Origin of the sequence: Erwinia phyllosphaerae, assembly GCF_019132875.1 — a bacterium.
Classification (GTDB): Bacteria; Pseudomonadota; Gammaproteobacteria; order Enterobacterales; family Enterobacteriaceae; genus Erwinia; species Erwinia phyllosphaerae.
The window spans coordinates 163,821-176,362 of record NZ_JAHSPF010000006.1; the positions used below are offsets into that span (position 1 = coordinate 163,821).

The window sequence follows — 12,542 nt, forward strand, 5'->3', positions numbered from 1 at the left end:
CCATGACTGAAAAAACGTTTCTGGTGGAGATCGGCACCGAAGAGCTGCCGCCGAAGGCGCTGCGTAATCTCGCCGAATCTTTTGCCGCCAATTTGACCGCCGAGCTGGATGCCGCAGGCTTAACGCACGGCGAAGTAAACTGGTATGCCGCGCCGCGCCGTCTGGCGGTGAAGGTTGCCAGCCTGAGCGCCGCGCAACCCGACCGCGAAGTTGAAAAGCGCGGCCCGGCTATTGCCGCCGCGTTTGATGCCAACGGCGTCGCCACTAAAGCCGCAGAAGGCTGGGCACGCGGCTGTGGCATTACGGTAGATCAGGCTGAGCGCCTTAGCACCGACAAAGGTGAATGGCTGCTGTATCGCGCACACGTGAAAGGCGAAAGCGCGCAGTCGCTGCTGCCAAACATGGTCGCTACCTCGCTGGCGAAGCTGCCGATCCCTAAGCTGATGCGCTGGGGCGATTCCGACGTGCAGTTTGTCCGTCCGGTGCATACCGTTACGCTGCTGCTGGGCGAAGAGAGCATTCCGGCCACTATTCTGGGCGTTGATTCTGCACGCACCATCCGCGGCCACCGCTTTATGGGCGAGCCGGAATTCACTATCGACAACGCCGATAGCTATCCGCAGATCCTGCTGGAGCGCGGCAAAGTTCAGGCTGATTTCGAAGCGCGTAAAGCGCAGATCAAAGCCGATGCCGAAGCCGCCGCGCGCAAGATTGGCGGCCACGCCGATCTGAGCGACAGCCTGCTTGAAGAGGTAACCTCACTGGTTGAATGGCCGGTGGTGCTGACCGCGAAGTTTGAAGAAAAATTCCTGGCCGTGCCTGCCGAAGCGCTGGTTTACACCATGAAGGGCGACCAGAAGTACTTCCCGGTCTACGATGACGCGGGCAAGCTGCTGCCAAACTTTATCTTTGTGACCAATATTGAATCGAAAGATCCTGCGCAGATTATTGCCGGTAACGAAAAAGTGGTGCGTCCACGCCTGGCCGATGCGGAATTCTTCTTTAATACCGACCGCAAAAAGCGTCTGGAAGATAATCTGCCGCGTCTGGAAACCGTACTGTTCCAGAAAGAGCTGGGCACGCTGCGCGATAAAACCGATCGTATCCAGGCGCTGGCGGGATGGATTGCCGGGCAGATCGGGGCTGATGTCAATCACGCCACGCGCGCTGGCCTGCTGTCCAAGTGCGATCTGATGACCAACATGGTGTTTGAGTTTACCGACACGCAAGGCGTGATGGGCATGCACTATGCGCGTCATGACGGCGAAGCGGAAGACGTGGCGGTAGCGCTGAACGAGCAGTATCAGCCGCGCTTTGCGGGTGACGATCTGCCGTCCAGCCCGGTTGCCTGCGCGCTGGCAATTGCCGATAAGATGGATACGCTGGCGGGCATTTTCGGCATTGGCCAGCATCCAAAAGGCGATAAAGATCCGTTTGCGCTGCGTCGTGCCGCGCTGGGCGTGCTGCGCATCATCGTTGAAAAGAACCTGCCGCTGGATCTGCAAACGCTGACCGAAGAAGCGGTGCGCCTGTATGGCAGCAAGCTGAGCAACGCGAAAGTGGTTGATGACGTGATCGACTTTATGCTGGGACGTTTCCGTACCTGGTATCAGGAAGAAGGTCACAGCGTTGACACTATTCAGGCCGTGCTGGCTCGTCGTCCTACTCGTCCGGCAGACTTTAACGCACGCATGAAGGCCGTTTCCCACTTCCGTACTCTGGAAGAGGCGGCCGCGCTGGCCGCGGCTAACAAACGCGTTTCGAATATTCTGGCGAAATCGAGCGAGCCGCTGAACGACAACGTGCAGGCTGCGCTGCTGAAAGAGAACGAAGAGATCCAGCTGGCGACCTACGTTTCCGCCTTAAGCAGCAAGCTGGCGCCTTATTTTGCCGAAGGCCGCTACCAGGACGCGCTGATCGAGCTGGCGCAGCTGCGTACCGCCGTGGATAACTTCTTTGAGAAGGTAATGGTAAACGCAGAAGAGAGCGAGGTGCGGATTAATCGCCTGACGCTGCTGACCAAACTGCGCGAGCTGTTCCTGCAGGTTGCGGATATTTCGCTGCTGCAGTAAGTCACACCATGCCCGCCTTTATGGCGGGTTTAGCGGGGAATAATAGATCCAACTAAGTCTGTTATTCCCCGCACCTGACTATGGCTTAATTAATATATACTTTTTTATCCGGCCGAAGCGGGCTGGCGTTAATAATGAACAGGGCCGGTTACAAATGTTCTAATGGGATTATTTCTGACAGGAAATTGCTCGTTTCTCGTTACTGCAATCGCCCATATCTTTTTGACAGGAAAAGCGTTTTTTAAAAAACTGATAAGTTCACCTATCCCTTTTTCAAAAACCCAGGCGCCAAAAGCGGGATTGAAACAGACCCAGAACTCTCTTTTCACCAGAACAATCCCATGTCCGGTTCCATCAAGCAGGCTCATATTAATAAGGTAAACACCGGGGTGTAAATCCAGCAATTTTTCCCAGTGTGGAGTCACTCTGCTTAATCTGGCATTTAAATCGTCTTCCGGTATTATACTTTGCCAGCGTTTAATTCTGTCATACTGGTAATCATACATGTACTTTAACTGTCTTGCTATAAACTTTGCCGATCCAGAATAATAAATAACATATTCAAGAGGCACCAGTGGACGGTGAAATCCTGATAGCTCATTATAACAAAATTCTATTGATGCAGCACTACATACGCCGAGAGAAGCTTCAGTTCCATGAAGCTGAGATATTAATACTCTACGATTTATCTCAAATAACTTTATCATAAAGATCCTTTTCAGAAAGAAGATAATAAGTTCGGATAAAATATTAATTGAATTAAACGGCCTCAAAGAGAAAAGAAGACTAATGCGCAGAATAATTTAACCCTTCGTGCAATGCAATATCTTCTCTATTAAGTATGACTGCAATACACGCTACCAGATTTATTAACTTATAAAAAAATAGCGGCATCGCTACCGCTATTTAGATTAACAAAAATAGTATTGCGGGCTGGTACAGTATCGTGCTATTTATGCCTCTACCAGCCGTTACATATTTTAACTTTTGGCTTTCATATCAATGACGAAACGATACTTCACGTCACCTTTCAACATCCGCTCAAACGCCGCTTCAACGTCATGCAGACGAATCACCTCTACATCCGACACGATATTGTGCTCGCCGCAGAAATCGAGCATCTGCTGCGTTTCCTGAATACTACCAATCGACGTTCCGGAAATGCTCAGGCGCTTAAATACCACTGGCGTCACGTTTGGTGACTTGTGCGGCGCATCGGGAATACCAACCAGCACCAGATGGCCGTTGGTTTTCAGCGTATTAAGGTACGGATCGAGATCGTGCGGTGCGGCTACGCAGTCGAGAATAAAGTCCAGGCTGTTGGCTTCTGCCGCCATTTGATCGGTATCTTTAGAGATCACTACCTTACTGGCACCCAGGCGCAGCGCATCTTCACCTTTCGCAGGCGAGGTGGTAAACAGCACCACTTCCGCACCCAGCGCGCGGGCAAGTTTTACCGCCATGTGGCCCAGGCCGCCCAGACCAATAACGCCTACGCGCTGACCCGGCTGGATGTTCCAGTGCTTTAGCGGTGACCAGGTTGTGACGCCCGCGCACAGCAGCGGCGCAACCGCGCTTAACTCCAGGTTTTCCGGTACGTTAACCACAAACTTGCTGTCGACAACGATGCTTTCGGAATAGCCGCCGAAGGTTTTGCCGCCGATAACTTTTTCTTCGCCGTTGTAGGTAGCGGTAAAGCCCGCTTCGCAATACTGTTCTTCGCCCTGGCTGCACTGCGAACAGTGGCCGCAGGAGTCAACCATCACGCCAACGCCAACCAGATCGCCTGCTTTAAACGCGGTGACATCGCTGCCGGTGCTAATGACACGGCCGACAATTTCATGGCCCGGCACCAGCGGAAAAGTACTGACGCCCCATTCGTTGCGTGCCATGTGCAGATCGGAATGGCATACGCCGCAGTAATGAATATCAATGTGTACATCGCCAGACTGTAGTTCGCGGCGCTGGAATTCGAAGGGTTCGAGAGAAGTGGTGGCAGATTTTGCTGCCAGGCCTTTAACCTGCATGTGGCTGTCCCCTGTTGGGCAAAGCGGCCCAGGATAAAGAAATGTGCAGGCGTTGGCAAGGCGGAATTGCAGTGATGAAGAGAACCAGTCGTGCTAATCATAAAACCCGCCGGGCGGCGGGTTTTTTCTGACTATCCCAGCAGCTCACGGCTGAGACAAGGATTAGACTGAATCAGTAGCATTAATTTTTGAGCACTGCGCGAAGGTTTGCTGCGCTTCGCTTCCCAGCTCTTAACCGATGAAACGCTGACGCCCATTGCCAGGGCAAATTCGTCTACTTCCATGCCGGTAATTTCCCTGATGCGTTTTGGTTCGGGCATGGATACTTCACCCTTTAATGCGGGAGCGGCCTGGATAACTTCACGCGTAAGCACGATGTGCTCAAGACTGGACAACAACTCACTCATTGGGTCTTTTACTTCCATAGAGCACTCCTCATAAAAATCACTAATGTGAACAACCAGAGGGAGGATCTGAGACCCAGATCCCGAATGCTGGCGAACAACAGCCTGAGAAGCTCAATGAGACCGCGCAGGAAAACGCCAGGATTTTTAGTATGGGCGCAAAAGCAGAAATTTGCGCTCAAATTTTTGACTATTTTTTGCACCTGCTTGCTGAAAAAATATACGGGGAGAAGAGGCGCGTCAGGCCAGGCCAGACGCGGCCTGAAGTGGTAGCGATTACAGCGTGGATCTGGCAAGAACAAGGGCAAAAGCCGGTGGCGGAAAACCGGCTGGCAGAAAATTTTTGGCAAGCGTTAAACCAGTAGTAAAAAGCTTTACAGCAGATTAAGCGTGACCGTTATCGCAGTAGTTTTGGTTCCGGTAGTGGGTGCTGTGCCATACAACCTGATATCGATAACCTGACGCTGTTCCACTGCAAAAGGTTCGCCGCTGGCAATCAGGTCGGCGCCGTAATTATAAGAGAGTCGCATATAGACATCGTCGCCCAGAAGAAAATCATTGAGAAGATGCGGGCCTGAAAAAGTCAGAGTAAATTTAGAATTGCCTGCTGCGATGACAGTTATCTTGTGGTCGACGTCCACACCTTTTTTTATCTGATCGGCAGTAAAGTTTCCTAAATCTATATTATTAGGTAAACTTACAGAACAGACTTTCGCTGCCGGGGCAGTTATAGTTGTGGATTGGCCATTTTCCCACGATTCGGAAACATGCTTTGCAGAAAACGTTACCGACCTTGAATCTGCTGAACTATTTTTCATAATTAAAGTGACGCTGACATCTGCATCTAAATAAGCATGCTCATAATTATAACTATAATCTCTCAAGTCACATATTGCAGCGTGCGTTATATGTTCTCCGGTTTTATTATTTGTTATGGAAAAAGTGAAGTCACCAGAGGAATCAATACTTTGGCAACGGTAATTTATAAAACTATTAGCGATGGGATTAAAATCAGATTTTTTTACTCTAAGCGTTCCTTGCTGTTCTGAAGGATTAACAGCTGAGATAATGTCAGCTAAAGAGTAACTGGTCGGCAACAGGATAACCGCGATAAAAAATAAAAATTTCCCTGTGAAATTTCGCACTTTCACTCCTGATAAAAGAGCCAGTGATAAAAAGGGCAGCTATCGCTAAATTTTTTGCGGATAAGCGCCCTTTACATCGTTAAAAACGCCCGTGCAATGGCCAAAATTTATCACCGCGCAGCATTACAAAGGCGCGATAGTTACCGTCATAGATCCGCTATAATCGCCCGCCGTCGGGGCTTTTGACCCACGTGCCGGGACAACTTTAATCGTCTCGGAGGTAACGGTCGTTTCTCTTTCCAGCGTCGTTCCTGCCGCAGCCAGGTTTATTTTGGCTGAGCCGCTATACAGGCAAAATGCCAGCTCTTCGCTGCTGGCGGCCAGACAGCCATTGCTGGTTTTCGCGGGGGTAAGGGTCAAAGAATATTTACTTGCCCCGGCGCAGGATGTCTTGATAGCAAAATTTTTATCGTATCCGCTAATTTCTTCATTTGCACTTTTGTCGTTAAATGCCGTAGCCGGAATATTACCTAATGCGATCAATGGATCTACGGATATATCGCACACTGCCTTGATAGTGGCAGTAATGTTAACTTGCTGCTCCGCCGCTGCGTTTTTAATACCCATACCAGGCAATGCCGCCAATAAAAGCGCAGCTACGCCAGCCGACAGAGAATTCTTTTTTGTTTTCACAGGACACCTTTAATTATGATTAATAATCCGTTGATAGAAAAGTCAGGGACAGGCTATAAAGGAGAAATGGTCACCGTCATTGTCCCGGTTCCCTTGCCTGCCGCCAGTGAAGAAAGACGCATCGGTGTCGCCTTAATAGTGATGCTGCTTCCCTCTGCCTTTACTACTCTTTCCGTCGAGCTGGCCAGGTTAATCCGGCGATCTTCATTGCCCACTACGTCAAGACAAAAGGCGACATTCCCCCCTGACAGGCAACCGTAGTTCACTACCGCCCCGTTAAACGTCAGGTTATAACTGTTTGTGCCAGTGCATGACGTCGATATTGTGAAAGTTTTGCTGTATGCCGGCAGTTCATCCCTGACGGCCAGTGCTGAAAGAGCACTATAGGGTATTTCACCTAAATCGACGTTTCCCGGCGCAGAGATTGAACATACCGCCGTTACCGTTGCGGAAAAATTTATTGTTGTTGACGAAGCTGCATCAGAAGCGCCGGGTAAACAGGCAAGCATACTGGCTCCTGTCAGCAATATTTTTCTGTATGAAAATATCATTTCTTTCCTTTTAACTTTAAGTCACCGTATTAACGGCATTCTGCCTCATGCCGCACCAGTACACTTTTGCTTTCCTTATCGGTAACCCTGTAGACCGCCGTACAGTGCTGCGCCTGGCCTGTCCCCCAGCGCGCTTCCAGCTTGCCTTCGGCTTGCAGGCCGGAAAGAAATACCTGGCCCTCGTCACCGACAATGCTGCTGTTTTCACCTGTGCTGACAGTGGTACCAAACGGTAGCGGTTTTCCTTTATATGTCAGCGTCATCAGCACGCGCAGTCCGCTATGGGTAACGAAATCGGCCCGGCTTATCGCTCCGCGCGTCGGCACCACGCGTCTGACCGCGTTTTCAATCTCCGTTCTGTCATCCAGCCGGCTGGTATCCAGCGCGACGCGGTTTTCGCGATAGCTGATGGCAAAAGGCCAAATCGTATAGCCGCGCCAGTCAGTGGCGATCCCCGTACCGTTCTCCAGCGGAATACCTGCCGCGCCGGGTGCGGCTACCAATACGCTGGTGTCACCCAGCGGCTGCCCCAGCGTCAGCCCGTCGCGATGTAATAGCGCGCCGCCTGATATGCCATAGCTGGTTTGCTGATGGTCATTGCTGTAGCTGTAACCCAGGTTGGCGTTGCCGTAGGTTCCCTGATAACCCAGGCTCGCATTGCCGCTACTGCCGCCGGAACGGGAATAGCCCTGCATCACGTTCCAGTTCAAATTATGCTGTGCCAGCAGAGTGCCGCTCAGCCCGGCCTGCTGCATCACGTCGCCCTGATTGTTCTGGCTGAGGGTTGCCGTGGCAAAAACGTTTTGGTCTCTGCTTTCAGATAACGGCACGGATAAGCTTATAAACAGCGATTTATCAGTACGCGCCAGCCCGGCCGTGCGATTCTGACTTAGCGACAGGCTGTAGCTAACCGACCGCCACGAACTGCTAAAGCCAGCCTGTAGCGATTCGCTGATGCCGCGACGATTCCAGAAAGTTTCGCGGCTGCCGGTCAGATAAAGCGACCCAACATCGCCGAGACGTTGTGAAACGTTAGCCTGTAGCTTTTGTCTTTTATTGTCATAGAGGTTGTAGTAATCCGTTACCGGACGCGGAACTCTGCGCCCTTCGGCATCGACCGTATCTGACTCATAGCGCCAGCCGCTCATGCCCTTAAGCGCCGTTTCATCCAGCGTATAGAATCCCTGCGTGGAATAACGCCAGCCGGTCAGCTGAAAGGTGGTGCCGAAATCATTCAGCGAGCGGCCATATAAAAAGCGCAGCGACTGGCCTTCATGGCGGCTTTCATCCGCCAGTTTGCTGTTGGCATGCGTTACGTCCGCTGAGAAGGCCCCCCACCCGCCCAGGTTAATCCCGAATCCCAGCGTACTCGCCTGATAGTTGTCGGCGTACTGCATGCCACCATAGGCGGTCAGGCCATGCGGTAAACCCCAGACCAGCGTGGACTGGACGAAAGAAGGGTCGCTATAGCGCTCGCTGTTATGGCGCAGCTTTCCGGCGGTGATGCCATATTTGATGCGGCCCTCGCGCAGCAACAGCGGCACAGAGGAATAAGGAACGGTAAACGTCCGCACCGTGCCGTCGGCTTCCGTTACGGTGACTTCCAGATCGCCGCTGTCATACATGGGGAACAGATCGTCAATAACAAAATTACCCGGAGCAACGTTCAGCCGATAAACTTCATAGCCGTTTTGCCGGATACTAATCTGTGCGTTTGACATGGCGGTGCCGCGAATAACAGGCGCAAAGCCGCGCTGGCTGTCGGGAAGCATGCTGTCATCGGTCATTAACCGCACGCCACGAAACCCCACTGAATCAAAAATGTCGCCGTCGGTCGTTGCTTCGCCCAGCGTCAGGCGACTACGCCACGGAACGATGGCTCTTTCCAGCCAGGTACTGCCATGCTGCCAGTACCGATGACGATACTGCCTGTTGCGGTATTCGTTCCAGGTACGATCGTCGCGTAGCCGCCACGGGCCAAGGTTAAAACCACTGGTCAGCCGCAAAAAATGGCTGCTGCTGTTGCCATAGCGACTCCGGTTTTCGCTACCGCTAAAGCTATAGTTGAGCAGTCCGGCCGTAATGCCGTCGTCCCAACGTTCTGGCGCAATCCAGCCGCGCGGCCGGTTGAGCAGAAAAGCCTGCGGGATGCTGAGCATCAGCCGCATCTTTTCAAAATCGAAGCGTGTTGTAGCCTGCGGAATAAAATGTTCCAGCGGCTGGCAGCCCTCGTCTTCATCCACGCCTGCTTTATTTATTACTTCAGGCCGAACGCCCAGCTTCATTAACCCTTTTTTTGTCAGGCACGCCATCAGACCGCTACTGTCCGCTTTATAGAGATCGCCATCCTTTGTTGGCAAAGCAAACCGCACGTTCCTTGTATCTACCTGATTTTCATTTAAAAAGAGTTCAACCTGATAGGTTCCCGGAAGCTGGCCACCTTTTGCGAACTGCGTAAGGTCGGCGACGTTCTGGCTATCTTCAGCAATCAACGAGGGCGGAAACCAGAATTCCGGCTGTTCAGCCGTCGCGTTTTTTATGCCCAGCAAGACCATTAGCGCCAGAAAAGGACAGCGATAAATAAACTGAGAAAATAAACTCCTTTTTATTATCATTCTGCAGCTTTCCTTAAAATACGCTTTGCTTACTGCATTACGCCTTTTTGTGCCGGTGTCACACCACCAAAATCATTAACGGTACTGAAATAAACATCTCCACGGCTTCCTGGCGGTAATGGAACAGAATCGCTGGCCATCGGCGCAACCATAATGTCCTTTAACTCTTTATTGCCTGCTTTTAAATTAGTTACCGTCAGGTAATAGGGCGTTGGATTATATATTTCCAGTTTCTCGCCAGCTCTTTTAAAACGCAACGCTGAAGGCGCGTCATCCGATGAGGGCTTTAACCCTGCCGGGCGAACAAAGAGTTTAATACGGGTAACAGCGGCAAGGATCAGCGTATTTTTCCCTTCCAGCGCCGCTTTATCTACTGAAGGAATGGCCTTTGTATTAAGAAAATAGAGGCTCTCCCTGTCGCGTGGCAGCTCGCTGCCGCTGTAGATTACGCGCAGGATATTTTCGCTGCCTGGCCTGCTGGTATATAAAGGCGGTGTAATAACAAAGTCTTTTGTTTTGCTGCCATCTTTATTTTCAACCCAGGACTGCACCAGGAAAGTTCCTTTCTCTGATGTATTTCTCACCGAAACGCTGCTCTGTTTCGCATCCTGAGGATAAATAACTCTGGTAGTGTTAAGCGTAATTCCGCCAGAAGCGGATGCGCAAAATGGCAGAAGCGTCATCAGGCAGAGCATGACGCCACCAGCTTTACGAGAAAACTTTTTCATTATTATTCACCGGATTTATTGCGGTGCCACAGAAGATGGCACCTTTTTTCACACTATAAATAGGTTACGGTAAAGTTCGCGGTGGCATTAGCTGCACCTGGCGTTACTTTACTGTTCAGAGCAATATATTGTGCCTGGAATGCCAGTGTGTTGTCGCCTACGTTTAAATTAAAGGCAGAGGAGGCGGTAGTTCCGTCTACCTTCAGCGCCTTGTCATTTTGCAGGATTTGAATGCCCACCCCGGTTGCGCCGCCGTTTACTGCCAGTGCTTCACTGTTTCCGCCAACCGTCGCGCCATTAAAGGTGATGGACGCTTTCGAGTAGGTTTCCGTAGCGCAGTTGTCCAGTTTGATATTGAACAGGCGAGCCGCAGAGACATCGCCAGCGGCCTTGAAATCCGCCACGCGATACTGGCCCAACTCAACGCTATGACCTCCGGCACCGATATTAATGGCACAAGGCGCATTAACAATAGAACCGGAGAACTGGACTGTACCGCCGTTAACCGTGACGGGAACAACATCGTCGGTGTCTTCTGCAAATACAGAATGTGAAGCAATGAGGGTCAAAGGTAACAAAGCAGCAATAATGTTTTTTTTCATCATGAAAGTATAACTCCTGGTTAAATTATAAATATTATTCAGCTACCGAGAGCACGCTCCTTTTCGGCAAGCTCTTTATACTTATATTTCCAGAAAATGCAAACAAGCGTATAAGGGTCAATTTGCGTTGACGGACAGTTAAAAATTATTATTTTCCCGTAAATGAATATCTCGCCCGATCATTGCCATAACAGGAGAGCAACGACATATATTTAGCATCAAGGGTTTATCTGATTTACAAAACGTCTGGGAGAGCGAAAATGAACAGGAGAAAAATAAATAACTAACACCTCTTAAACAAGGCGCATACCCTGCAATAAGAAATACCTGTAGCATGTTTAGCTAATGTTTAACGATTGCAAATAAAATCTCTCGGTAAAGTTTTTTTTCACCTCGTTTTTATGAATGTTCAAATCAATACCTTTTAATATTTCCGCTTATAACCACAATGGGCGCAACCAACGACAAGGCTTTTTCCTGTTTTTATCAACCTACGGTTGAAGCAGGAAAATAAAGATGCAGGGTGTTATTTGCCTCTGTAAAACGCCATTTAATTTTTACTTCAATAAACTAAATTTAAAAATAAACCTGGCCAGATAGTAATTTGAGTATCGAAATCTTTTTCCATTAACTCACTTTTGAATTATCCCCTTTTACGACAGGCAGGCTGCCATTATCGCTACGGAGGCTGGTGATAAAATGCAGGCGCAGCGAGCTGATGTTTTTCACAAAGGTTTCCTCGCCGCAGCCGTTCAGCACCGGCCTGCTAAATGGTTTTAACCAAAAAGGTGAAATTTCTTCACGCTAAAGACGCGCTTTACCGTATCCTCACCTGGCGAGTTGAACTATTCTTCAAAGGCGACCTGTGTCGCCCTTATTGCTTGTAAGCCTTTCTATTACAGGAGTTACTTCTGATGACGACAGGAATTATCCGCGGCTGGATGCGGCTGCTGTCCCCTTTTATCGCACTGTTACTGGTATTCCAGTTAACGGGTTGTGGCGATAAAGAAGCGGACCAGCGCAAAGCCTTTATCGACTTTTTGCAGAATACGGCGATGCGCAGCGGCGAGCATCTTCCCGCGCTCAGCGAAGATCAAAAGCAGCGTTTTGGCAATTATGCCAGCGATTACGCGATTGTTTACGGTTTCTCCCGGCAGGTTAACCAGGCGGTAGACAGCGGTATGAAGCCGGTCGTGGACGAGCTGGCGGCTATCCGTACCCCGCAGGATTATCTGACGCGCCGCGATTCTCTCCGTCAGGCCAGCGGTTCGCTGAACGTGCTGGCCCAGCAAATTCAAACGGCGAAAACGCAGGCGGACAGCAGCAAAGCCGGACTGAAGCAGCCGTCCGAACTGAAAACGGTTTACGATAATCTTTATAATAAAGTCGTGACGCAGCCAGCTAATTCGCTGCTGCCGCTGCTGCCTTCTTTACAGAAGCTAAGCCAGGATGCGGTGCAAACGGGTGACTTCCTGCAACAGCAAGGTTCACAGGTGACCTTTAACGGCCAGACGGTTCAGTTCCCCAGCCAGCAACAGGCAACGCAATACAATACGCTGATGAGCAATATCTCTGCCAATGTTCAGGCGTTAAACCAGGCGCAAAGCGCGCTACGTGGTGGCTTCCAGTAATCACACTCTCTATTGTTATGCAGTGACTTTAAGGCGGGCCGCTTTTTCTTCCGGCCCGCTTTTCACAGCAACCTCAGGTTTTAGCGCGTAAATGACTAAATAAGCGCGGGCCGAAAATAAATTGTGATTACTGT

The 12,542-nt window shown here is 50.4% G+C and carries 12 protein-coding genes; 3 read left to right on the forward strand and 9 right to left on the reverse strand.

The window, feature by feature from the left end; translation table 11 throughout:
- Nucleotides 1-2 precede the first annotated feature (2 nt).
- Nucleotides 3-2,072 (forward strand): glycine--tRNA ligase subunit beta, encoded by a 2,070-nt coding sequence (glyS, locus tag KUE00_RS12670; RefSeq protein WP_246760254.1) that lies wholly within the window; start codon nucleotides 3-5, stop codon nucleotides 2,070-2,072.
- A 128-nt stretch (nucleotides 2,073-2,200) separates the two neighbouring features.
- Here the strand turns inward: glyS and KUE00_RS12675 are convergent, their stop codons facing one another.
- From KUE00_RS12675 to KUE00_RS12685, 3 genes are all read right to left on the reverse strand, one after another.
- Nucleotides 2,201-2,779: a hypothetical protein gene (locus KUE00_RS12675; protein ID WP_246760255.1), complete on the reverse strand. Its 579-nt coding sequence runs from the start codon at nucleotides 2,777-2,779 to the stop codon at nucleotides 2,201-2,203.
- Between the two features lie 273 nt (nucleotides 2,780-3,052).
- Nucleotides 3,053-4,099, reverse strand: coding sequence for an NAD(P)-dependent alcohol dehydrogenase (locus tag KUE00_RS12680; protein ID WP_246760256.1), 1,047 nt, complete (start codon nucleotides 4,097-4,099; stop codon nucleotides 3,053-3,055).
- 131 nt (nucleotides 4,100-4,230) lie between these two features.
- Nucleotides 4,231-4,524: an HTH-type transcriptional regulator gene (locus KUE00_RS12685; protein ID WP_246760257.1), complete on the reverse strand. Its 294-nt coding sequence runs from the start codon at nucleotides 4,522-4,524 to the stop codon at nucleotides 4,231-4,233.
- Nucleotides 4,525-4,655: 131 nt separating this feature from the next.
- On the opposite strand from KUE00_RS12685, the gene KUE00_RS12690 reads away from it, so the two are divergent.
- Nucleotides 4,656-4,868 carry a hypothetical protein gene (locus KUE00_RS12690; RefSeq protein ID WP_246760258.1) on the forward strand — a complete coding sequence of 71 codons (213 nt, stop codon included), beginning with the start codon at nucleotides 4,656-4,658 and terminating at the stop codon, nucleotides 4,866-4,868.
- Between the two features lie 9 nt (nucleotides 4,869-4,877).
- Here KUE00_RS12690 and KUE00_RS12695 read toward each other — a convergent pair whose 3' ends face one another.
- From KUE00_RS12695 to KUE00_RS12720, 6 genes are all read right to left on the reverse strand, one after another.
- Nucleotides 4,878-5,648 carry a lipocalin/fatty acid-binding family protein gene (locus KUE00_RS12695; RefSeq protein WP_246760259.1) on the reverse strand — a complete coding sequence of 257 codons (771 nt, stop codon included), beginning with the start codon at nucleotides 5,646-5,648 and terminating at the stop codon, nucleotides 4,878-4,880.
- Nucleotides 5,649-5,771: 123 nt separating this feature from the next.
- Nucleotides 5,772-6,281: a spore coat protein U domain-containing protein gene (locus tag KUE00_RS12700; protein WP_246760260.1), complete on the reverse strand. Its 510-nt coding sequence runs from the start codon at nucleotides 6,279-6,281 to the stop codon at nucleotides 5,772-5,774.
- Between the two features lie 53 nt (nucleotides 6,282-6,334).
- Nucleotides 6,335-6,547 (reverse strand): hypothetical protein, encoded by a 213-nt coding sequence (locus KUE00_RS12705; RefSeq protein ID WP_246760261.1) that lies wholly within the window; start codon nucleotides 6,545-6,547, stop codon nucleotides 6,335-6,337.
- Between the two features lie 314 nt (nucleotides 6,548-6,861).
- Entirely contained in the window at nucleotides 6,862-9,447 is a 2,586-nt protein-coding gene (locus KUE00_RS12710) for a fimbria/pilus outer membrane usher protein (protein ID WP_246760262.1), read from the reverse strand.
- Nucleotides 9,448-9,476: 29 nt separating this feature from the next.
- A complete protein-coding gene (locus KUE00_RS12715; RefSeq protein WP_246760263.1) occupies nucleotides 9,477-10,175 on the reverse strand; it encodes a fimbria/pilus periplasmic chaperone in 699 nt (232 codons plus the stop codon).
- Nucleotides 10,176-10,228: 53 nt separating this feature from the next.
- The gene (locus tag KUE00_RS12720; protein ID WP_246760264.1) at nucleotides 10,229-10,780 is read right to left on the reverse strand and encodes a fimbrial protein; all 552 of its coding nucleotides are present in this window, start codon (nucleotides 10,778-10,780) and stop codon (nucleotides 10,229-10,231) included.
- A gap of 911 nt (nucleotides 10,781-11,691) precedes the next feature.
- Here KUE00_RS12720 and KUE00_RS12725 point away from each other — a divergent pair.
- A complete protein-coding gene (locus KUE00_RS12725) occupies nucleotides 11,692-12,408 on the forward strand; it encodes a DUF3053 domain-containing protein (protein ID WP_246760265.1) in 717 nt (238 codons plus the stop codon).
- Nucleotides 12,409-12,542 lie beyond the last annotated feature (134 nt).

Coding starts and splice junctions, on each gene's coding strand:
- glyS (WP_246760254.1), top strand. CDS start 3: ATGACTGAAAAAACGTTTCTGGTGGAGATCGGCACCGAAGAGCTGCCG.
- KUE00_RS12675 (WP_246760255.1), bottom strand. CDS start 2,779: ATGATAAAGTTATTTGAGATAAATCGTAGAGTATTAATATCTCAGCTT.
- KUE00_RS12680 (WP_246760256.1), bottom strand. CDS start 4,099: ATGCAGGTTAAAGGCCTGGCAGCAAAATCTGCCACCACTTCTCTCGAA.
- KUE00_RS12685 (WP_246760257.1), bottom strand. CDS start 4,524: ATGGAAGTAAAAGACCCAATGAGTGAGTTGTTGTCCAGTCTTGAGCAC.
- KUE00_RS12690 (WP_246760258.1), top strand. CDS start 4,656: ATGGGCGCAAAAGCAGAAATTTGCGCTCAAATTTTTGACTATTTTTTG.
- KUE00_RS12710 (WP_246760262.1), bottom strand. CDS start 9,447: ATGATAATAAAAAGGAGTTTATTTTCTCAGTTTATTTATCGCTGTCCT.
- KUE00_RS12715 (WP_246760263.1), bottom strand. CDS start 10,175: ATGAAAAAGTTTTCTCGTAAAGCTGGTGGCGTCATGCTCTGCCTGATG.
- KUE00_RS12720 (WP_246760264.1), bottom strand. CDS start 10,780: ATGATGAAAAAAAACATTATTGCTGCTTTGTTACCTTTGACCCTCATT.
- KUE00_RS12725 (WP_246760265.1), top strand. CDS start 11,692: ATGACGACAGGAATTATCCGCGGCTGGATGCGGCTGCTGTCCCCTTTT.